General features: G+C 35.2%; 26 protein-coding genes. 15 read left to right on the top strand and 11 right to left on the bottom strand.

The annotated features are described in order from the left end of the window. The first annotated feature begins 9 nt into the window (after positions 1–9). From EL247_RS08385 to bcp, 7 genes are read left to right on the top strand one after another with little or no spacing between them, the layout of a single operon-like run. A complete protein-coding gene (locus EL247_RS08385) occupies positions 10–738 on the top strand; it encodes a thioredoxin domain-containing protein (protein WP_005021692.1) in 729 nt (242 codons plus the stop codon). A gap of 1 nt (position 739) precedes the next feature. Beyond that, complete coding sequence (locus EL247_RS08380) at positions 740–1855, top strand: MlaE family ABC transporter permease (protein ID WP_065836898.1); 1116 nt, start codon at positions 740–742, stop codon at positions 1853–1855. Next, positions 1856–2596 carry an ABC transporter ATP-binding protein gene (locus EL247_RS08375; RefSeq protein ID WP_005021690.1) on the top strand — a complete coding sequence of 247 codons (741 nt, stop codon included), beginning with the start codon at positions 1856–1858 and terminating at the stop codon, positions 2594–2596. Positions 2597–2606: 10 nt separating this feature from the next. Next, positions 2607–3404 (top strand): MlaD family protein, encoded by a 798-nt coding sequence (locus tag EL247_RS08370; protein WP_126442191.1) that lies wholly within the window; start codon positions 2607–2609, stop codon positions 3402–3404. Between the two features lie 9 nt (positions 3405–3413). Beyond that, the gene (locus EL247_RS08365) at positions 3414–3965 is read left to right on the top strand and encodes a hypothetical protein (RefSeq protein ID WP_054195223.1); all 552 of its coding nucleotides are present in this window, start codon (positions 3414–3416) and stop codon (positions 3963–3965) included. Between the two features lie 3 nt (positions 3966–3968). Then, positions 3969–4295, top strand: a complete 327-nt coding sequence (locus EL247_RS08360; protein WP_054195222.1) for a dihydroneopterin aldolase — start codon at positions 3969–3971, stop codon at positions 4293–4295. 38 nt (positions 4296–4333) lie between these two features. Next, positions 4334–4804 (top strand): thioredoxin-dependent thiol peroxidase, encoded by a 471-nt coding sequence (gene bcp / locus EL247_RS08355; RefSeq protein ID WP_005021684.1) that lies wholly within the window; start codon positions 4334–4336, stop codon positions 4802–4804. Between the two features lies 1 nt (position 4805). Here the strand turns inward: bcp and EL247_RS08350 are convergent, their stop codons facing one another. The 5 genes from EL247_RS08350 to EL247_RS08330 form a co-directional block, all read right to left on the bottom strand. Continuing rightward, complete coding sequence (locus tag EL247_RS08350) at positions 4806–5045, bottom strand: DUF2443 domain-containing protein (RefSeq protein WP_005021683.1); 240 nt, start codon at positions 5043–5045, stop codon at positions 4806–4808. A 75-nt stretch (positions 5046–5120) separates the two neighbouring features. Continuing rightward, a complete protein-coding gene (tilS, locus tag EL247_RS08345) occupies positions 5121–6110 on the bottom strand; it encodes a tRNA lysidine(34) synthetase TilS (RefSeq protein WP_126442190.1) in 990 nt (329 codons plus the stop codon). Between the two features lie 2 nt (positions 6111–6112). Then, on the bottom strand, positions 6113–7444 hold the full coding sequence (gene rimO / locus EL247_RS08340; protein ID WP_060661360.1) for a 30S ribosomal protein S12 methylthiotransferase RimO: 1332 nt from the start codon (positions 7442–7444) through the stop codon (positions 6113–6115). Next, positions 7445–8023, bottom strand: coding sequence for a Holliday junction branch migration protein RuvA (ruvA, locus tag EL247_RS08335; RefSeq protein WP_005021680.1), 579 nt, complete (start codon positions 8021–8023; stop codon positions 7445–7447). 10 nt (positions 8024–8033) lie between these two features. After that, entirely contained in the window at positions 8034–9824 is a 1791-nt protein-coding gene (locus EL247_RS08330) for a FapA family protein (protein ID WP_126442189.1), read from the bottom strand. 81 nt (positions 9825–9905) lie between these two features. On the opposite strand from EL247_RS08330, the gene murJ reads away from it, so the two are divergent. Beyond that, positions 9906–11315 carry a murein biosynthesis integral membrane protein MurJ gene (gene murJ / locus EL247_RS08325; protein ID WP_126442188.1) on the top strand — a complete coding sequence of 470 codons (1410 nt, stop codon included), beginning with the start codon at positions 9906–9908 and terminating at the stop codon, positions 11313–11315. A 107-nt stretch (positions 11316–11422) separates the two neighbouring features. Here the strand turns inward: murJ and EL247_RS08320 are convergent, their stop codons facing one another. Continuing rightward, positions 11423–12700: a beta-1,4-N-acetylgalactosaminyltransferase gene (locus tag EL247_RS08320; protein WP_126442187.1), complete on the bottom strand. Its 1278-nt coding sequence runs from the start codon at positions 12698–12700 to the stop codon at positions 11423–11425. Continuing rightward, complete coding sequence (locus EL247_RS08315; protein WP_065826733.1) at positions 12697–13623, bottom strand: radical SAM protein; 927 nt, start codon at positions 13621–13623, stop codon at positions 12697–12699. Before EL247_RS08315 ends, EL247_RS08320 begins: the two co-directional genes overlap by 4 nt. Positions 13624–13824: 201 nt before the next feature. Between EL247_RS08315 and EL247_RS08310 the strand changes: the two genes are divergently transcribed. Continuing rightward, positions 13825–14109 carry an NADH-quinone oxidoreductase subunit I gene (locus tag EL247_RS08310; RefSeq protein WP_005021668.1) on the top strand — a complete coding sequence of 95 codons (285 nt, stop codon included), beginning with the start codon at positions 13825–13827 and terminating at the stop codon, positions 14107–14109. A gap of 38 nt (positions 14110–14147) precedes the next feature. Here the strand turns inward: EL247_RS08310 and EL247_RS08305 are convergent, their stop codons facing one another. From EL247_RS08305 to EL247_RS08295, 3 genes are all read right to left on the bottom strand, one after another. Continuing rightward, positions 14148–15314: a replication-associated recombination protein A gene (locus EL247_RS08305; RefSeq protein ID WP_104745753.1), complete on the bottom strand. Its 1167-nt coding sequence runs from the start codon at positions 15312–15314 to the stop codon at positions 14148–14150. 79 nt (positions 15315–15393) lie between these two features. Further along, positions 15394–16032, bottom strand: coding sequence for an LOG family protein (locus EL247_RS08300; protein WP_005021666.1), 639 nt, complete (start codon positions 16030–16032; stop codon positions 15394–15396). Continuing rightward, positions 16032–16382: a c-type cytochrome gene (locus EL247_RS08295; RefSeq protein WP_005021665.1), complete on the bottom strand. Its 351-nt coding sequence runs from the start codon at positions 16380–16382 to the stop codon at positions 16032–16034. The genes EL247_RS08300 and EL247_RS08295 overlap by 1 nt, the downstream gene beginning before the upstream one ends. Before the next feature lie 93 nt (positions 16383–16475). Between EL247_RS08295 and folD the strand changes: the two genes are divergently transcribed. From folD to EL247_RS08265, 6 genes are read left to right on the top strand one after another with little or no spacing between them, the layout of a single operon-like run. Next, entirely contained in the window at positions 16476–17336 is an 861-nt protein-coding gene (folD, locus tag EL247_RS08290) for a bifunctional methylenetetrahydrofolate dehydrogenase/methenyltetrahydrofolate cyclohydrolase FolD (RefSeq protein WP_104745752.1), read from the top strand. Then, entirely contained in the window at positions 17333–18124 is a 792-nt protein-coding gene (gene lepB / locus EL247_RS08285; protein ID WP_104745751.1) for a signal peptidase I, read from the top strand. The genes folD and lepB overlap by 4 nt, the downstream gene beginning before the upstream one ends. Further along, positions 18124–18810: a site-2 protease family protein gene (locus EL247_RS08280; RefSeq protein WP_065838112.1), complete on the top strand. Its 687-nt coding sequence runs from the start codon at positions 18124–18126 to the stop codon at positions 18808–18810. Before lepB ends, EL247_RS08280 begins: the two co-directional genes overlap by 1 nt. 9 nt (positions 18811–18819) lie before the next feature. Further along, positions 18820–19245 carry a ribose 5-phosphate isomerase B gene (rpiB, locus tag EL247_RS08275; protein WP_104745750.1) on the top strand — a complete coding sequence of 142 codons (426 nt, stop codon included), beginning with the start codon at positions 18820–18822 and terminating at the stop codon, positions 19243–19245. A 10-nt stretch (positions 19246–19255) separates the two neighbouring features. Then, positions 19256–19594, top strand: a complete 339-nt coding sequence (locus tag EL247_RS08270; protein ID WP_005021651.1) for a hypothetical protein — start codon at positions 19256–19258, stop codon at positions 19592–19594. A 14-nt stretch (positions 19595–19608) separates the two neighbouring features. Next, positions 19609–20163, top strand: a complete 555-nt coding sequence (locus EL247_RS08265) for an adenine phosphoribosyltransferase (protein ID WP_126442186.1) — start codon at positions 19609–19611, stop codon at positions 20161–20163. Between the two features lie 54 nt (positions 20164–20217). On the opposite strand, the gene EL247_RS08260 is transcribed toward EL247_RS08265, so the two are convergent. Then, on the bottom strand, positions 20218–21060 hold the full coding sequence (locus EL247_RS08260; RefSeq protein WP_104745748.1) for a metal ABC transporter solute-binding protein, Zn/Mn family: 843 nt from the start codon (positions 21058–21060) through the stop codon (positions 20218–20220). Positions 21061–21074: the final 14 nt, after the last annotated feature.

Genomic DNA, 21074 nt, shown 5'->3' with positions numbered 1-21074 from the left:
AGGATTGTAATGAAAAAAATAATCGCTATTTTGGCTTGTAGCTTGACTTTTGTCAATGCAGGTTTGGAAGATAATTTTAAAAAAAGTATTAAAAATATCGCAGATGTTGAGGTAGAAGTAGAGTTCAAAAAAGAGTTGGTTAGCTTTCCTTCGATGTTTTTTGTGATTGGAAAAACACAAGGGGGAGATATTTTTCCTGTAATTGTGAGTAAAGATGGAGAGTATTTTATCGGGCTTAGTAATGTTTTAAAATTAAGCAATGTAGATACGCAAATGATGAGAGATGCCTTGGAGAAGGCACAAAAAGAAAAAGAGCAAAAAGATTCTAAGGTTTTAAGTCAGCTTTTTGATGGGTTTTTGGAGAGCGATTTTGTCTATCTAAAGGGAGATGGCAAGAATCTTCCTACCAAAATAGTGGTAACAGATCCGGATTGTCCTTATTGTAGAGAGCATTTAAAGAATGTTGATGCAGAGCTAAAAGAGGCGAATCTCAAGCTTATTTTTGCGCCCATTCACCAAAAAGAAGCGTTTATTAAAGCACAATTAATCATGAATGAAGTTGCCAAACTTGATGCAGGGGATACGAAGGGGAAAATTAAAGTTCTTGAAAAATATTATAGAGATATTACTCTTGATGCAGGGCAGTTAAAAACAGATTATTCACAAATTACCAAAAATACAGATAAAATTTTTCAAACCGGTGTAATCAAGGGAGTCCCATTTATTTTTGAAGAATAAAATGAACGCTTCACTTGTATTGACAAAAAAGGAAAACGCCACTCTTAGGCTTGATGGAATTTGGGATTATAGAATCTCAAAATCCATTTTGTCCCAGCTACAAGCCATTAAATTAACAAATGTTAAGATTAATATTGTATTGGGAGAACATTTTGATTTGGATTTTTGTGGTGGTGGGGTTTTGTTGGAGTTTGTAACGGAATTAGAAAGCCAACAAAGAATCCTTGAAAATCAATTGCAACAAAATCCTAAAAGCCAAAAAATTTTCAAAATACTTAGCACCAAAGAAATTCCATCTAGCACGAATCTAACGCAAAATATTATTAAAATCCATTCAGATAGTTTTATAATTATTAAAAATAACATTAAAACTTTGATTTTGTCCTTGGGGTTTTTGGGGGAGATTCTTTATACCTTTTTGGCGAGCTTTATTAATTTCAAAAGCATTCGATTAAAAGCCACTTTTTATTTTATTCAAGAATCCCTTATTAAAGCCGTTGGCATTGTGGCTTTGGCGTGCTTTTTGATTGGGATTGTCATTGCCTATCAGGGTTCAATCCAGCTTAGGCAATTTGGGGCAAGTATTTTGATTGTAGAGATGAGTTCTATGCTAACTTTGCGTGAAATGGCGCCGATTATTACTGCAATTATTATTGCAGGGAGAAGTGCATCAGCCTTTAGTGCGGAGATTGGAATGATGCGTGCTACTCAAGAGATTGATGCAATGCGTGTTATGGGGTTTAATCCGATGACATTTTTGGTTGTGCCTAGAATGTTGGCGCTTTGTTGTGTTTTGCCTCTTGTTGTTTTTATTGCCGATTTATTTGGGCTTGTAGGCTCTATGTTTGTGTGTCAAATTCAATTAGATATAAGTACAGAGCAGTTTTTGGAGAGATTTTTGCAAATGGTAGATATGAGGCATTTTTGGGTGGGAATAGCAAAAGCACCATTTTTTGGGCTGATTATTTCTTTTATTGGCTGTTTTCATGGATTTAGCGTGGCAAAAGATACTAGAAGCATTGGCGTGCATACAACTAAAAGTGTCGTAGAATCGATTTTTTTTGTTATCGCATTTGATGCAATTTGTTCGGTGATTTTTACAGAAATGGGTTGGTAAATGCAAAATATCCAAAATATTATAGAAGTAAAAAATCTCATTACAGGTTATGGGGGAAATATTATCCACAATCAGATTAGTTTTGAGGTGCATAAGGGTGATATTTTTGCGATTCTTGGGGGAAGTGGAAGTGGGAAAAGCACGCTTTTAAATACAATGATTTTTTTAAAAAAGCCTTTAGAGGGCGAAGTTAGAATCTTGGGTAAAGATATTTGGCGTTTAGATTTTCAAGAAACTTTGGAGATGAAATTAAAATTTGGTGTCCTTTTTCAGTTTGGGGCTTTGTTTAGTTCTTTAAATGTTTTGGATAATTTGCTTTTGCCCTTAAGAGAGTATTCGAATTTTAACTCTAATGAAAGTGAAAATATCGCTTATTTTTGGCTAACAAGAGTGGGGCTAGATTCTAAGGTTGCAAAGCTCTATCCTAGTGAGTTAAGTGGCGGAATGGTAAAGCGAGTGGGTTTGGCTAGAGCATTGTGCCTTAGTCCAAAGATATTGTTTTTAGATGAGCCAACAAGTGGTTTAGATCCAAAAGGTGCAAGACATTTTGATGAATTAATCAAAGAGCTTAGAGACTTGCTTGGAATTAGCATAGTAATGGTAACGCATGATATGGATAGCGTAAAAGGAGTGGTTGATAGAATGATTGTTTTAAGAGATAGGCAAATATTTTTTCAAGGGAGTTTGGAGGAGTTAAGTCAAATCACAGATTCTTTGGATTTATTTTTGTATCAGATTTAAGGAGAGGGGAATGGAAGCACGATTAAATTATGTTTTATTAGGAAGTTTTTTCGTGATAGTTTTGTTGGCTTTGGCGGGATTTATTTTGTGGATGGGCAAATATGATAGGAATCTTAGCGAATATAGAGAATATTATATTTATCATAAAGAACTTCCAGCGGGTATTAGGATAGAAACGCCAGTAAAGTATCTTGGCTTGCCTGTGGGATTTGTCAAACAATATGAATTAAGCGGGGATAAAGTAGAGATTATCATATGGGTTAAAAAGGAAATTGTATTAAATGAAGGGAGCAAGGTGGTTGTAGAGAGGCAAGGGATAACGGGAGGAGGATTTTTTGCTTTGATGCAAGGAGAGGGTGCTCCCTTTGGGGATTCACAAAAAGCTATTTTGGGATTCAAGGAAAATTGGATAGAGCAAGTGGGGACGAAAGCCGAAAAAGTAATGGGACAATTGGAAGTAAGCTTAGAGAGATTTAATAGGCTTCTTAGTGAGCAGAATCTTAATAATATAGAGATGGGATTAGATAACTTTTCTAAGTCTTCTGGAGAATTTTATGGATTGCTAAAAGAAGCTAGAGGGGAGATTTTTCAAATCGGTAAGGTAAGGGATAGTTTTGATCAAAGTTTAAAAGCGGGAGATTATAATTTGAGGCTTATTCTAACGCCATTGCTTTTTGAGTTGCAGCAAAATTCTAAAGCTTTGCAGCATATATTGCAAAAGGGCAATGGTATTTTAGATGATTTTAGGGATTCCCCAAGTGGCTTTTTGTTTGATAGCACAAAGGTTAAATTAGGACCTCGCGAATAAAGGATAAAAATGAAAGCAATAGTGTGGTTAATAAGCGTGATTATGGGCGTATTGTTAAGTGGTTGTGTGGGCAAAGAAATAGCACCGATTAATCATTATCAATTTGAGATGGAACACAAAGAAGCAAAATGCAAGAAAATGGAGCTATATGGGTGGCTTGGAATAGAGGCTGAAGCTAAGATTGATACTTCAAAAATTGCCTATATCAAAGAGCCAAATAAGGTTGAATATTTTGCTAAAAATCGCTGGATAGATAATTTGCCAAATTTGCTTGATGTGTTGGTGTTGAAAGTGGCAAGAGAAAATTGTATAGTGTTGGCAAAAGATAAGCAATTTTTGACTGATACTTTGAGGCTTTATATTTTGGATTTGCATTATGATGAAAATTTGAATTCCGCGGTATTTGAGGCATTGTTGGAGCAAACTAAAGGAGAGCAAATAGAGCAATTTTGGATTTTGGAGACTAAAGAGGTGTCAAAAGGTGGATTTGAGGAGATTATTAGGGCTATGAATGAGAGTGTGTTGGAGGGGATTTCTAAGGTTTTTGCAAGGATAAAGTAGTTTATGTGGTATAAGATTTTTTTAGAGAATTTATTGCTTGAAGTGGTGATTGGGATTTTGCCTTTTGAGAGAGAGAAGCGGCAGAAAATACGGATTGATGGAGAATTTGTTTATTTTAAAAATAATGAAGATGAATTTTTGGATTATAGGGATTTAAGGGAGTTTTTGAGCGGAGCATTTATGCAAGAATTTGGATTGTTAGAAGAGGCATTAGAGTTTTTTGCCAAAGAGATTCCAAAGAATTTTCCACAAATTAAAAAGTATAGACTTAAAGTTACAAAGTTGGAGATTTTTGGGGATTGTCAAGTGGCATTGGAGATTAGTCAATAAATTTGCTAGAATCATAAAAAACTTAACAAGGATATAAGATGGAATTGCAAATTGGAGATAAAGCACCAAATTTTAGTTTGCCAAATCAGGATAATGCCGAGATTTCTTTGCAGGACTTTAGAGGAAGTTGGGTAGTTTTGTATTTCTACCCCAAAGATAAAACGCCCGGTTGCACTCAAGAGGCTTGTGATTTTCGTGATAATTTAGCAAATTTATCAGGGCTTAATGCGGTAGTTTTGGGGGTAAGTCCAGATAGTGTGAAAACTCATCAAAGCTTCATTGATAAAGAATCTTTGAATTTTACGCTTCTTAGCGATACAGACAAAAAGGCGCTTAAAGCTTATGGTGCTTGGGGGTTAAAAAAGCTTTATGGCAAAGAATATGAGGGTGTGATTCGTTCTACTTTTGTGATTGATCCTCAAGGTAAAATTGCCTTTTTGTGGAAAAATGTTAAGGTCAAAGGGCATATTGATGCTATCAAAGAGAAATTGCAAGAATTGCAAGGCTAACTTACCAAGTTAGCACTTCTTTTTTGATTTTGTTAAGACTATCTATGGCTTCTTTGAGTTTGGAGACTTCATTGTCGATTTGTTGGAGATTCCAAGCCCCTAATTCTTCTGGCATATCTTGTGAGCCGCGTTTTATCATAATATAATCTACAAATGAAATTTTTGCCATTCCTAATAGTAATTTAATTTCTGCTTGTGCTTCTTCGATATTTTGCAAAATAGAGTCGATTCGTTCAAACATTGCTTACCTCAATCTTTGGATTAATTAGGATTATTTTAGCATTTTTTGGTTTATGGAATCTTTTATAGAGCTAATTTATTGTGGGATAATGGAGAGTGCAAGGGAGTTTTTTGCCATAAAAAAGCGGAATTTTTTTGGGATTTTATGCTTTCTGAAGAGTTCCTTTTGTGTTTTGGTGAGTGTGCAAGAAGTGTAGGGGAAAATAAAGAGGTTGTTTTGGGATTTTTCTAGTGCTATTTTTCCTCCAAAGACAATAGAAAAACAATCTTGTGTGAGTTTTAGTTGGCATTCCTTTTTTTGTGCTTGACTTAGACAATAGCCTAGTTTTTTGGTGGCTTTATCAATTTTGTATAAATCAAGTGGGCTGGATTTAAAAATAAAATATCCTCCCAAATCTTTTAAATTATCTAAGGGCATTTGTTTGGCTAGATTTTCTAAGCTAAAGTGAATGCCTTTTGTGAAATTTTCTATTAATGGATTTGCGAAATTTTGCCTAAAATAATTTCTAGTAAATGCAATATCAAGATTGCTAGAATCTTCAAAATAAAAAATATTCCTTTTTTGCAAATAGGATTTGATTTGATTTTTTGAAATAGAAATCATTGGGCGAAGGATATGGCATTTTCTTTGGCTTTCTTCCCAAAAGAGACTTTTTTTGGGAATCTGCATATTTTCTATACTAGAGCCTTTGCAAAACTGCATCAAAAACCATTCAAAATTATCATTGAGCTGATGAGCTAAGATGAGGTTTTGGTATGATTCTTGGAGGGTTAGTGTGTAGAAAAAATCATAGCGAATCTTCCTTGCCTCTGCTTCAAAATTTTTGGTAATGGGCTTTGTGGTGAGTGTATAGCATTTTTTATTATCCCAAAAACAAAGACTTTTTGCCCTTGAGACTTCTAGTTTAGATTGCTTTCTTGTGCCATAATCAACAATGGCTATATCAAAAGAAATTTCATATTCTTTTAATAAAAAATAAAGTGCCGTAGAATCTGTTCCACTAGAAAATGCTAAAAGATTCTTGGTGTTTTTTAATTCATCTAAAAATTCTAGTGGCAATCTCATTTCTAGCCTTTTTTGACTATACAGCCTATTATATCTTCCCCTAAAATTTCTGTAATTTTCACTTTGTAATAGCCATTTTGGATAGTTTCATCAATGGTTTTATCATTAATGAGAATCTCGCCATCAATTTGTGGTGCAAATCGTATATCGCGTGCTGCATAAAAAAACTCATGTTCGCTAGAGTTGCCCTCAACAATGCAAAGCAATTCTTTGTTTTTGAGATTCTTTAGGCTTTGTCGGTATTGTTTTTGGAAGATTTGGTTGATTTTTTTTAGCCTAGCATTAATAGTTTTGTTTGGAATTTGCTCCATTTTTGCACTTTTGGTGCCTTCTTCTTTGGAGTAGGCAAAGAAATTAATTCTATCAAAGTGGAATTTTTCTACAAATTCACAAAGTTCAACAAAATCAGATTCTTCCTCACCCGGATGTCCGATGATGAAACTTGTCCGCACAAAGCTATTTGGGGCTTGCCTCATCATTTCTAGCAATTCTTTAAATTCCCCGCCTCTGCCCATTTGTTTTAAGACTTTTTGTGAGATGTGTTGCAAGGGCATATCAAAATAGTTGTGAAAAATTGGCGAATCAATGATGGTTTGGATAAGCTTTTTGGAGGTGGTAGCAGGATAGAGATATAAAATCCTTGCACTTTTGATGCCTATGCCTTCTTTTGCTAATTTATCTATGCCTCTAACCAAATCAACAAGCCCATCTTTTATGCCCAAATCTCGCAGATAAGAGCTAGAATCTTGGGAAATGAAAGTAAAATCACTAAAGCCTTTTTGTGCGAGATTTTGCACTTCTTTGAGCGTGGATTCTAGTGTCCTTGAGTGTAATTTGCCTTTGAAACTAGGGATAGCACAAAAGCTACATTTTTGATTGCAACCTTCAGAGAGCTTGATATAAGCATGGATTTTTGAGCCACTAATAATGCGTTTGTCGTTTTCATTTGCCAAAAACACTCCATTAGCATTAGATAGGATTTTCTCGCCCTTTTTGCGTTTTTCTATCATTAAGTCAATTTTGTCATAATCCCCAACCCCTGTAATGATGTCAATTTCTGGAATCTCTTCTTTGAGTTCTTTTGCATAGCGCTCGCTCAAACAGCCACTTGCCACCAAAATGGCATTTTCTTTTTTATTATTCAGTGCTTCTAGGATAGTTTGAATGCTTTCGGTTTTTGCAGCTTCAATAAATCCGCAAGTATTGACTATTACTACATCGGCTTCTTTGATTTCTTGTGTATTTTCATATTCGCTTAATTTTCCAAGCATTACCTCGCTATCTACGAGATTTTTTGTGCAACCAAGAGAAATTAAATGTAATTTTTTGCTCATTTATAAACCTTGTATTTTTTTTAATGCGGCTTTTACCATTTGCCCTACCTCATCTTTTTCTAAGCCTTTGATGGCTTTTTGGATAATGTCATTTTTGTATCCTAAAGATTCTAAGGCTAAAACTACTTGATGAAGTGTAGAATCTTCTTTGATTGTTTGGTTGGTTTGGCTAAGCTCTAGCGACCAGCCTGAGAGTTCTACTAAGATTCTGCCTGCACTTTTTGGACCAATCCCCGGGACTCTTTGCATGGATTTGATATCGTTGCTTTCGACAACTTTTGCAAAAGTTTGGGGTGTGTAAGTGGAGAGAATTGCCATTGCAACTTTGGGTCCTACGCCATTAATTTTGATAAGTGTATCAAAAAGTTTTTTTTCGTTGTTTTCTAAAAAGCCAAATAAAATTTGTGCATCTTCTCGGATAATATGTGTTGTTAGTAGCGTGAGATTCTCACCTTTTGTTTGTGTGATTTGATTGCTTGTTTGCAAAGAAATGAAAACTTCATAAATCACTCCAGCACATTTAATGGCAATTCTTGTAGGTTCTTTGAAAAATATTTCCCCTTGCAGTGCAATAATCATTGATATACTCCTATAAGATGAGATGAATTTGTCCATTTTGAAAAATGGCTTTGGAGGGTTCCCCAGCTCTTGGGATTAGCATAAATTCTTTTTGGGGGGAATGAAAAATATAATGGATTTCATTGTAGCCTATCCAGCCGCTTTGGACTTCAATTATCCCATTTTTTGTATTAGAATCTAGTTGATTTAGAGCATCTCTAGCTTCCTTGAATGCGGCACTTAAAGCATTGATTTTTTGTCGTTTTTCTTTTAGGGCTACTACGCGTGCGTGATATTCTTCAAATTTGGATAATAAATAGCTTGGCGGTGTTGTTTTGGTTTTTTTGTATTGGATTAGAATCTGACGCATTTCATCGGCTGTATTTTTGAGTTTTTTGAGTTCTAGGCTTTCCACTTTTAATTCTTTGGTGAGCTGGATAGCTTCTTTAATGGAGGTATTTTTTTTGTGCAATAGGGTGTTGTAGAGTTCTTTGGTGTCAAGACTATAGTTTGCAGCGATATAAAATCGATTTTCTCCCTTTTGCATTGTGATAACTTGAATTTGTTTTGTGGCGTATAAGAAGGCATTGGAATGTAGGTGTTGAATAAAAATCTCTTCTGCATAGATTTTGCCTCCATACATTTTTTCTACTTCGACTCTTTTGCCTTCGATAATCCCGGCTTCTAGGGTGTGTATTTTGATGTTTTGTGCTTTGAGATAGCCTTTGTGAGTTTGGATTTCTGCATCGGTGGCAAAAATTTTGGAATCTTGGTGTGTGAAACCGCCGATATAGACTTCTTTGGCGTGTATTTGTGCGTTGGCACCAACATTGCCTTGGATATTGACTTTGGAGGCTTGAATCTCCATTCCTTGCCCCAAAGCTTCTTTGAGAGAATCGGCTTCTGTGATATTGATTTCTGTGCCACTTTCGATTTCGCCTATAAGGGAACCGGTAGTTTTTAGGCTCACTTCTTTGGTTTCTAATGTATCTTCAATGGATAATATGTCTTCTTTGTATTTTAAGATTCCGCCAATAGCGGCGAGATATTCTACTTTTGTGGGGTAATCTTTGGTTTGAATGCTGGTAGTATCAAATTTTAATAAGCAGGGTTGATTGAGGCTTTTGGGGTCTTCTGGGATAATGTATTGCCCGCGGATATTTCTTCCGGGTTTGCCCTTTAGGGCTTTGTGAAAGACGCAGATAACTTCATCTTTGAGTATGGTTTGAAATTGTCCTGTGATTTCTTTTTTGAATTCCAAATACGATTCAGCTGGGGGAATGAAATTGAAGCTTTGGCACAAAAGATAGCGCACTTCTTGCTTTAGGGGATACTTTAGAGATTGCAAAAATTCTTTTAATGCGAGCTTTTCTGCTTTTTCATTGATGAATAAGATTTTGTTCCATGCTTTGATTTTGCGGATTTGTAGGTAGAGATTCTCAAACTCTTCTTGGTTGAAAACAAATCCCGCACGCAATATAAGATATGCTTCGCTAAAGGATTTGTTGGAGATAAAGTGAAATTTGTTTTCGTTTTTTTCTTTTTCTACAATTAGGATAGAATAGTATTGCGTGATTGTAAGGCTTGGCTCTAAAAGGTTGTTGAGATTTTCTAAAAACTCATTGACTTCATTTTCTTTGAGTGGTTCTGGAGCGTAATCATGAAGATTTTTTTTGTAAGTTGTAATGGCTTGGAGTATAAAGTCTAGGGTATCGGGATCTTTGTTGAACTGGGAAGCAATTTGCTTGATAGTGAATTTAATATCTTCACATTCATTGACATAATAGGGGCGAAATGAGGTTTGAGAATCTTTTTTTACCATATTCTAAAATCTTTTATGCAAAAATATTTTTTGATTTTATCAAATTCACAATAAGAAAAATATTACAAAGAGATTAGATTAATGTTTTTGAAAGCTTTTTTGACTAATAGTAGTGGGATTTTGACTTCAAGAATCTTGGGGTTTATTCGAGATTTACTCACAGCTACAACTCTTGGTGCTGGGGTTTATAGCGATATTTTTTTTGTTGCTTTTAAGCTGCCTAATCTTTTTCGTAGAATCTTTGGGGAGGGTGCTTTTAATCAATCCTTTTTGCCGAGCTTTTTTCAAGCAAGGTTTAAAGGCGGGTTTGCATTAAAGATTTTATTAATATTTTGCGGAATCTTAGTGATTTTGTCTTTGTTTGTATGGATTTTTCAAATTGAAGTCACAAAGATACTAGCCTATGGGTTTAGTGATGAAAATATCGCACTTGCAGCACCTTTGGTGGCGATTAATTTTTGGTATTTATTGCTGGTTTTTATTGTAACTTTTTTTGGAGCGATGTTGCAATATAGGCGGAATTTCACTGCATGGGCGTATTCCCCTGCACTTTTGAATCTTGCGATGATTGTTGCTTTGCTTTTGGCGCAAAATAGTGATGCTTATGAGAGTGTTTTGTTGCTTAGTTATGGTGTTTTAGCCGGTGGGGTGGCACAAATTTTGTTGCATTTTTATCCGATGTGGAGATTGGGCTTTTTTAAATTGCTTTGTGTGGGCTTTAAAGAAATAAGAGCAAAAAAAGATTCGGTAAATGCGAGCGTAAAGTCCTTTGGCAAGCAGTTTTTCCCAGCTATGATTGGGAGTTCTAGCGCACAACTAGCTTCTTTTATTGATACGCTTTTGGCGTCATTTTTGGTAAGTGGGGCGATTTCTTATTTGTATTATGCAAATCGTATTTTTCAACTGCCTTTGGCGATTTTTGCAATCGCAACCTCCACAGCGCTTTTTCCATTAGTGGCAAAATATCTCAAAGAAAAGCAAGAGCAAAAGGCTTTAAGGGAGCTTGTGCGTTCTTTTTGGCTTTTGTGTGTTTTGCTTGGGGCATGCGTGATTGGTGGAATTTTGTTGCAAAAAGAGATTATTTGGCTTTTGTTTGAGAGGGGGCAGTTTGGGCGTGAAGATACTTTGCAGACAGCAGCGGTATTTAGTGCATATATGATAGGGCTTTTGCCCTTTGGGCTATCGCGTATTTTTTCTTTGTGGCTTTATTCGCAAAATAAACAGGCTTTGGCGGCAAAAATTACAGCCTTTTCTTTGGGGGTTGGGACGATTTTTTCTTTGGTTTTAATGCAGTTTTTAGGTGCGGTGGGATTGGCTTTGGCTGGGAGTATTAGCGGGTTTTTTGTATTTTTTCTAACCTTGCATTACTTTGGGTGGAAGAGATTTTTGCAGATTTTAAACCAACCTAGGTGGATTTTCTATACCCTTATTTTTTTGGCTTTAGAATCTGCGTTGATTTGGCTGTTTAAGCAATATGTGTTTGCACTTTAGGAGACTTTGCTGGCAATAATGGTAATTTGAAATGGATGGTAAAAGATATCATCATTTTTGATTTTAATGGTTGCTTAAAATTATTTTTAGAGGTAAAACATTGCAGTTTAGAGGTTAAATCTTGTATAAAGTTCCAAGATTCTATCTTCAAGTAGCATTTTTTTATCAATTCTTGTGCCAATGTTTGAATCTTGTGAGTTTTGATAGTCTTTTATGGTTAGGTATTCTTTGAAGCTTAAATGGCACCTGCTTTGTTTGATAAAAGGAAAATGGTAGTTTGTTAGTTCTGCTTTGAAATGCCTTCTGCAAAATTCAATAAAAAGGAATCTGTCTAGTATTTTATTATTTCTTTTGAAAAAACCCATAATAAAGGCTTCATAACTTCGATAATTGGGGAGCAATTTTATGTCTTCCTTGGTTGGAGGAGTGTAAAAGCGTTTTTTGCCAACTCTCTCGACGAATCCACAAGCAATATTGCAACACAGCTTTTGATCTCCAATGTCTAGTAGATACCCATTTTTACCATTTTTTGCTATTAGAATGTCGGCATTTTTGACTTGTAGGTTGATTCTTGGATAATCTACCATATCCCATTTGTTTCTTGGCAAATAAAAACTCTTATAAAGCCTTTTGGCATCATAGATATGATCCACATCAATTTTAATAAACCATTCATTTTTGGGGATAAAGTTTAATATATAGTTATAATAGCTATAAAGTTTGTTTTCTTCTTTTGTGGGATTTTCTATAATGACTTTGTAAGGGTATTTGACGGGGATAAAGCTAGGGTATTGTTTGCAAAATTCTAAAATAATCTCTTCACTTCCATCATCACAATCATTATATCCAATGACTCCTCGCTGGATTGCTGGGAGAATAGAATCTAAACTTGCCCTTAGTGTTTTTGCTTCATTTTTTACACGCACATAAGCCCATGGATTTAAAGGGGATTTTGGATTTTTAGAATTTGAATCAAAATCAAAGAAGCCATAATGCCTCCTCCCCTTTCTCTCCTCCTGCATATCAATGTTTTGTTGCAAGAGATTGTAGAGATTTTCTAATTGATTAGAATGAATGAAATATTTTTTGGAAATTTGAGAATTGCTAGATATTTTTGTTGTTTTCGTTAATGTTTTGTGTTTATCTTTGTTGTTTAAGAAATTTAAAGCCAAAAAATCGTCATTATCAAAATGGTTAATTTTTTCTATTGTCTGTTTGGGAATCTTTTTATCTGAATCGCCTGCATTGAAAATTAGAGTGCGTCTTTCTATAAAATTTCTTATTTTTTTGCGTTTTTGTTTGTCTTTTGTAATTTGCACCCAAAGATGAGCAGTAAATCGCCTTGAGATGCCTAATAAAATATTCCAGTCTAAAAGTAATGTCATAAATTTCCTTTTGTGATAAAAAAGTTTATTCCATTTACATTGTTTATGCTTACTTTTTTTTCTTGGTGCAGAATCTCTAGCCTATTTATGCTTTCTTCATTCCAAAGGCTTTCTATGTCTTCTTTGCTCATAGGACGCAAGGCGAGGGTTTTTAGGATTTCATCTTGACTTAGATTTAAATTTTCTTTTTTTGTGTTTGGGGTTCTTGTTGGTAGAAAGGTTGGGATTTTAAAGTCTCTAAAAATTCTTGCAAAGATTTCTAATTGCTCTTGAGGGATTGGGGAAACCTTATAGGCAGGGGGTCTGTCAATGCTGCTAATATCTAGCCTTTTTAGCCGCATAGGTGCTAAGAATCTTGCCATTTTTTTTATTTCATCTAGGTTATCATTGATATTTTTGACAAAAAGGATTTCTGCATAAAGTTCCCCGCTAAAGTCCGCACTAAATTGGTAGATTCCTTGCAAAATTTGCTCTAAAGAAATATTTTTTGTGGGTCTGTCGATTTTTTTAAACACTTCTGGCGAAATAGCATCTAATGAAAATTTTACCTTATCAAAAAGCAAACAAGCCCTAGAAACGCTTAAATCCCACAAAAGTGAGCCATTGGTTAGAAGCAAAGTTTGCACTCCGCCTTTAATGTCCTCTAAACGCAACATTAATTCGTATAAATAAGGATAAAGGGTGGGTTCTCCATTGGCGGTAATTGTGAGAGATTGAATATTTTTAAATTGTTTTAGCCCTTTTTTGATTGCTTCTAAAATCTCTTCAACCTCTAAAATCTCTTGCATAGAATCTTGTGCTTTTTTGCCTTTTAATTCACAATATAAGCAATCATAATTGCATTGTTTGGTTTTGGGGGATAAGTCTATCCCTAGAGATTCGCCAAACCTTCTTGATTGTACCGGTCCAAAAATAATATCCATTGACTACTCTCTTAAAGTTTCATTTTGAAAATCCTAAAGGTTTTTGGGATTATAGCACATTTTAATACTGCAAAATTGGGCAAAATTTTTCTATTTTTTTGTCGGCTTTGCTAAAAATTGCGTAAAAAATGATTTTTAAAGATTAGTTTTAGCAGGTTTTCTATATACTCTAAAGTTTAATTCAATTTTAAGGAGATAAATATGTCTGTTAAAATTACTGATATTTGCATCGCCTGTGGTGCTTGCATTGATGAATGTCCAGTTGAAGCAATTGTAGATGATGATGATAATCCAAACAATGATGGTTGCTACTTTGTTTATAACAATAAATGCGTAGAATGTGTAGGGCATAATGATGAACCTGCCTGTGCTTCTGCCTGTCCAACTGATGGCTGTATCGTGTGGGATGAGGTTGTAGGCTCTCAACCACATAGAGAAGATATTGGAGAAGATAAAAGATCTGCTCACACTCCAGTTGTTGAGTAACTAGCCTTTTTGGCTAGTGCCAAATTTGATTTTTAAGCTTATATTTTCTTCTTGATTTTATCTAACCATTCTTTTAATGTTTTTTCAAATCCCTTAGGAAGCCATTTAACAAATTCTAATTTTTTGGGTAAATAGCTTTGTTCTACCCAACCTCCAAAATCGTGGGGATATAGATAGTCTTTGTGGAATTGTTGAATATGTTTTGGGATAGGCTCATTGGGGTGGGCTTTGATATAATCTAAAGCGGCATTGATGGCTTCATAGGAAGTGTTTGATTTGGGTGAAGCACTTAGGTAAATAACGCACTGGCTTAAAATGATTCTAGCTTCTGGATAGCCGATTTTAGCAACGCTTTGCATAGTGGAGGTGGCAAGATTCAAAGCATTTGGATTTGCATTGCCTATATCTTCGCTAGCCAAAATTACTAATCGTCTTGCAATAAATTCTGGATTCTCGCCGCCTTCAATTAATCTTGCAAGATAATAAATGGCTGCATTTTCATCACTTCCTCGTATGCTTTTAATCATCGCAGAAATAAGATTATAGTGTGTATTAGAATCATTTGCGCCACTATTGAGTGAATGGGTGCGGAAGTTTTTAAGAAGCTCAATGCTTAAAGGCTTGTTGCTACTTAATGCACAATCTAAGAGGTTTAGCATTGCCCTTGCATCTCCCCCGCTAGTGCTAATGAGAAATTCTCTAATCTCATCTTTTAAATCATATTCTTTTAAGATTTCTGCTAATTCTTCTTGTTTTAGTAAGTGAAATTCAAAAACAAAAGAGCGTGAGCGAATTGCATTAGTGAGTGCAAAAAAAGGATTTTCTGTCGAAGCCCCCAAAATCAAGGCTTGATGATTTTCCATAATGGGTAGCAATAATTCTTGTTGTGCTTTGTTTAGGCGATGCACTTCATCAATAAAAATCAAAGGCTTTTGGAGTGTGTTTTGGTGGTTTTTTAAAATATTGCGTAAATCCTCACTTTTAAAGCTTGTGGCATTAAGATTATAAAAAGGGTATCCAAGCTCATTAGCAATCAAAGTTGCTGCGGTTGTTTTGCCACTTCCGGGGGGTCCAAAGAAAAAACTATGAGGAATTTTTCCGCTTTTTAGAAGTTGCATAAAAGGGGCATTTTCTCCAAAAATGTGCTTTTGTCCAATGAATTGTTGGAAATTTTTAGGTCTTTTATTGTATGCTAAATCTTTCATTTACTTTCTTTGCTGTGAGGGATTTGATATGGCACGATTTGCTCCTATTATTTTGGCATTGTTTGCGGCTTTTATGGTTTTATTTATGATGTATGGGGTTGGGAATCCCATTTTTTAGAATCTTTAAAACTTCTTTTGGGGAATCTGCAAGACTTAGCAGGGCTAATTCTTGTTTGGTGATGAGATTTTCTTTTAGCATTTGTTTTTTTAGCCACTTAATAAAGCCTCTCCAATATTCTTTTCCATATAAAATAATAGGAATCTTTTTGTGCTTTCCTGTGGCAATTTGCACCAAAACTTCACTTAACTCATCAAGCGTCCCAAATCCCCCTATTGCAACAATAAAAGCCGTAGAATTGTGATTGAAAACTAATTTGCGACTAAAAAAGTTTTGAAATTTTAGTGGAATTTCTACATAGGGATTCATTTCTTGTTCGTGGGGGAGTTGGATATTTAATCCAATAGAGACAATGTTTGGGTTTTTGCTTTTGGCTTTGAATGCTCCAAAATTAGCAGCTTCCATAATTCCCGGTCCCCCGCCTGTCATAATAGAATATCCTTCTTTTGCGAGTTCATAGGCTAGTTTTTGGATTTTTTTATAATTTTTATTTTCTTTTGGGATTCGTGCGCCCCCAAAGATAGTTACAACATTTTGGTATTGGTTTAAGATTTTGAAGCTCTCGGTAATTTCTTCGTAATCTTTTAGGATTTTTTTCATTAGGGTTCCTTGTGGTTTTTTGTATTTTTGGATTCTAGGTATTTATAGATTGCTTGAATCTCGCTTTGCGTGAGATAATATTTTGGCATTACTTTTGTGGGTTCTTGTAGGGCTTGAAGAAACTTTTTGAAAGATAGATTATTGATTTGAGGACCTTTTAATCTTTTTTCTTTTTGTTTGTGAGAATAATCTGCGATAAGTTTCCCTTCCCCTCTTTCTCCATGGCAATTTACACAACCAATCCCCCTAGGGTTTTCATAAAGCATTTGCCCATATTCAATGGGCGTGATAAAGCTGTCTTCACCATAGAGATTGATGAATATAATGCAAATTAAAATAACTCTGTGCAATCTTAATTAACCTCGCTTAAAAACAACTAGAGTTTAAAGTATTAAAAAAACTTTTTTTATTATAATATCACAATAACTTTTTAAAGGGCATTAATGCAGATTTTAGATGGAAAGTCATTAGCTTTAGAGATTCAAGGGCAAATTAAGCAAGAAGTTCAAATGCTAAACCAACGAAAAATTACTCCGGGGTTGGCAGTTATTTTGGTGGGAAACGATCCTGCTTCACAAAGCTATGTTAATATGAAAGCTAAGGCATGCAGTCAAACGGGGATTTATTCTACTACGCACGAAATGCCAGAGAGTATCACGCAAGATGCACTTTTGCAAACTATTTTGATGCTTAATCAAAATCCAAATATCGATGGTATTTTGGTGCAACTCCCTCTACCAAAACATATTGATACAACTTCTGTGTTGGAGGCTATCTCTCCAAAGAAAGATGTTGATGGTTTTCATCCTTTTAATATGGGAAGAATCTTTTGCAATCTTGAGGGGTTTATCCCTGCAACGCCTATGGGTGTAATCACGCTTTTAAAGCATTATCAAATTCCAATCAAAGGTAAAAATGTCGTGATTGTGGGTGCAAGCAATATTGTTGGCAAACCACTTGGAGCATTATTTTTAAACGAAAATGCCACCATTACGCTTTGCCATATTTACACCCAAAACCTTATAGAGCATACCAAAAAGGCAGATATTTTGTGTGTGGGTGTGGGCAAACCAAATCTCATTACCAAAGATATGGTAAAAGAAGGTGCGGTGGTTGTGGATATTGGAATTACTCGCCTAGATAATGGCAGAATCGTAGGGGATGTAGATTATGAAAATGTTGCCCCTCTTTGTAGCTATATCACTCCTGTTCCTGGTGGAGTAGGTCCCATGACAATTGCATCGTTATTGCAAAACACTATTAAAGCGGCAAAATTAAGGGCAGAAATACAAGGAAAAGAATGAAGATTTTAAGTAAAATTTATAATTTTATCAATAGTTGGGTTGGCACAATTACTATTGTTTTGGCTATTATTTTTTTTATTGCACAAGCTTTTGTGATTCCTAGCGGAAGTATGTTAAATACAATGTTGATTGGGGATAATTTATTTGTCAAAAAATATGCCTATGGAATCCCTACACCCACTATTCCTTGGATTGAATTTAAGGTTTTGCCAGATTTTAATAATAATGGGCATTTAATTGAAGGCGAGCGACCAAAGAGAGGCGATATTGTGGTATTTCGCTATCCATTGGAGCCCAAAATCCATTTTGTCAAACGCAATGTTGCCATAGGTGGCGATGAAGTGCTTTATACCAAAGAGGGGCTTTGGGTGCATTTCAAAGAAGAAAATCCATATAGCCAAAATCCTATCAAAACATTGCAGTTTGGAGGCAAAACCTTTATTTATGATCCTTATGCGACAAAGCATCCCGGAGTTCATTATCAAAAGAGTGATATTGATTCGTTTGTGCTTTTGCAAAATACTCCTAATATTGCTATGAAGCCTGTGTATTTAGAAAATGGGGAATTGGCATTTTATGCCAAAATTGCTGAAGATGAGTTTTTTATGATGGGGGATAATCGCAACAATTCAAGTGATTCAAGATTCTGGGGAAGTGTGCATTATAGATATGTGATTGGCGAGCCTTGGTTTGTTTATTTTAGCTGGGATGATGATTTTAATATTCGCTGGGAGAGAATGGGTAAGAGCATTGAATCTTTAGAGGATAAAATGAGAGAGAAGTTGTAATGTCTGAATTGTCTTTGGCGTATAAAATCCCATTAATGGTAGTAGCACTTCTTATTGCTATTATTGGGCATGAAATTATGCATGGGTATGTCGCTTATCGTTATGGAGATAGCACTGCAAAGGATTCTGGAAGGCTTAGTTTAAATCCTATTGTCCATATTGATTTGATTGGTTCTATTCTTGTCCCTGCTACTTTGTTTTTGGCAAATGCACCTTTCTTGTTTGGTTGGGCTAAACCCGTGCCTGTAAGAATGGATAGAGTGATTTATAATGGTGGATATTTCGCGGCTTTTTTGGTATCTTTGGCTGGGATTGGTTATAACTTGGTATTGGCAATCTTGGCAAGTTTGTTGCTTTATGGATTCAATGGGGGAATCTTAAGCGGTGTTTTTGGATACTTTGAAAATCCACAATTTTTATTTATTTTAGTTATTTTTTTCTTTTTGCAGCTTATAATTTATAATGTAATTTTGGCAATTTTTAATCTTTTGCCCATACCGCCTTTAGATGGTTCAAATGCTTTGGCATATTTGGGATTGATGTTTAAAAATGATTTTTTTGCAAGGGCATTCAACAAAATTCATCCGGTAGTTGGAATGGTGGTTTTGATTTTGATTTTGAGCACCCCGCTTTCGGTTATTTTATCAGCACCTGTGGATTTTGTTTTGCAATGGCTTTTATCATAGGAGGATATAATGAAAATTTTTGTTGCAAGTGATCATGCGGGTTTTGAGCTTAAAGAGAGTGTGGCAGAGATTTTGAAGTCAATGGGGCATCAAGTGGTTAATTTGGGACCTTATGATAATAATCGCGTGGATTATCCTGATTTTGCTAATTTGCTTTGTGGTGAAGTTTTGAAAGAAGAGGGGAGTTTGGGGATTTTGGTTTGTGGAAGCGGGATTGGAATGAGTATTGCTGCTAATCGCCACAAAGGGATTCGAGCTGCACTTTGTAATGAGCCTTATGGAGCAATGATGGCAAGGGCGCACAATGATGCCAATGTGCTTTGTCTTGGGGCTAGGGTGATTGGCATTGGAATGGCAGAAATGATTTTGCAAAGTTTTATTTCAGGGAAGTTTGAAGGTGGAAGGCACGCTATTAGAGTAGAAAAGTTACAATAAGGATAGATTTATGGCTCAATTTGCACAATGGTTGTTTTTGACAGCATTTATTTTGTTTGTTTTATTTATGATAGTGAAAACTTTTTTTTATAAAAGTGTTGCGCAAAAGGAAGAGAAAAATAGTGCAGTGATGAAGCTAACTCTACAAGAGGCAGAGATTCTTATACGAAAACATCAATTGCAGCTCCAAAGGGCTTTGGGGAATATTGATATTTTAACTGATGAAATTACGGCATTGAGGAATGAAGTCAAGACTTTAAAGCAAAGAAACTCGCAATATCGCGTGGAAACTGAAAAATACAAAAGTAAAATCAAAGATTTAGAGCAAAAAATAGAAGCTTTACTCTAAGATAAAGGAAGGATATGGAGCTAACACAACAAGACAAAAATATGCTTTTGGATTCTATCCGAGAGATAAAGGACTTTCCACAACCCGGAATCGTATTTAGGGATATTACTACGCTTCTTAACAATAAAGAGGCTTATAGTTTTCTTATGGATTCTTTAAGTAGGCGGTATAGGGATTATCATTTGGATTATGTGGCTGGAATTGAAAGTCGCGGATTTATCTTTGGGGCGGCGTTGGCGTATTCTTTGGGGATTGGGTTTGTGCCTATTCGCAAAAAGGGAAAACTCCCCTATACAACGATTTCTGAAAAATATTCTTTGGAGTATGGGTTTAGCGAGATTGAAATCCATATTGATGCGTTTAAAAATCATTCTTTAAAACATACCCCAAAAGTTTTATTGATTGATGATTTAATCGCCACAGGTGGGACAGCTTATGCAGCGGCAAATCTTATCAAAAAAGCTGGTGCAGAGTGCGTAGAATCTTGTTTTATTATCAATCTACAAGAGCTAAAGGGGGCTGAAGAATTGAAGAAAATTACCCCGGTTTATTCGGTTTTGGAAATATAAGAAGGATTGATTCTAAAGTCGATTAATTTTAGTAGAGTGAGATTGTTTAAATCTTCACTCTTGCATAGCTTTTAGGGTTTTGGAAAAATCTATAAGATTCTCTGCCCAAGGGGTTTGTAGGGGCGAAAAATAGCCAAGTTTAGCTCCTGATTCTTGTGCAATGAATTCAGCGGCTTTGGTAGAAAATTCTGGTTGAGCAAAAATAATTTTAAGATTTTCCTTTTTTATGGTGTTGATTACTTTCATCATTTCTTTCATTTTGGGGCTTTTGCCTTCTACTTCAATAGAAATTTCTTCTAAATTATAATCTTTTGCAAAATATCCAAGCATAGGGTGAAAGACGACGAATTTTTGTCCTTTGGGTAGGTTTTTTAGATTTTCTTTGATGATTTTGTCGGTATTTTTTATTTCTATTATAAGTGCTTCATAGGCTTTAGAATAGTCTTTTTGGGGGTTAAGAGTGGAGAGGGCTTTGTAAAGATTAGTAGCGATTTGTTTTGCATTAGAGGTAGAGAGCCAAATGTGCTTATCTCCATTGTCGTGGCTATGATTCTCATGATGATGTGTATTTTGAGCAAAATTGATAAAATCAATCCCAGCATTAGAAGGGAAAATTTGCATTTGCGGATTTTGCTGTTTAAATCTCTTTAACCAAGAATCTTCAAATTCTATTCCTATTGAAAAGTATGCAATCGCCTCATTGACTTTCTTGATACTCGAAAATTTTGGCTCAAAATCATGAGGATTTACCCCTTTTTCCACAAGAGAGATAATTTCATATTCCATACCAGCAATCTTTTGTATAAATTCTTCTTGCATGGGAATGCTGACGGCTAAGATGGGTTTTGACGCTAGACTTTGAAGAGTAAGTAAAAATAAAATTAAAAGTTTTTTCATAATGTGCCTTTAGT

Origin of the sequence: Helicobacter pullorum, from assembly GCF_900638355.1 — a bacterium.
GTDB lineage: Bacteria > Campylobacterota > Campylobacteria > Campylobacterales > Helicobacteraceae > Helicobacter_D > Helicobacter_D pullorum.
Note: the sequence above shows the minus strand (reverse complement) of the source record. Positions and strands in the feature narration are given on the sequence as shown.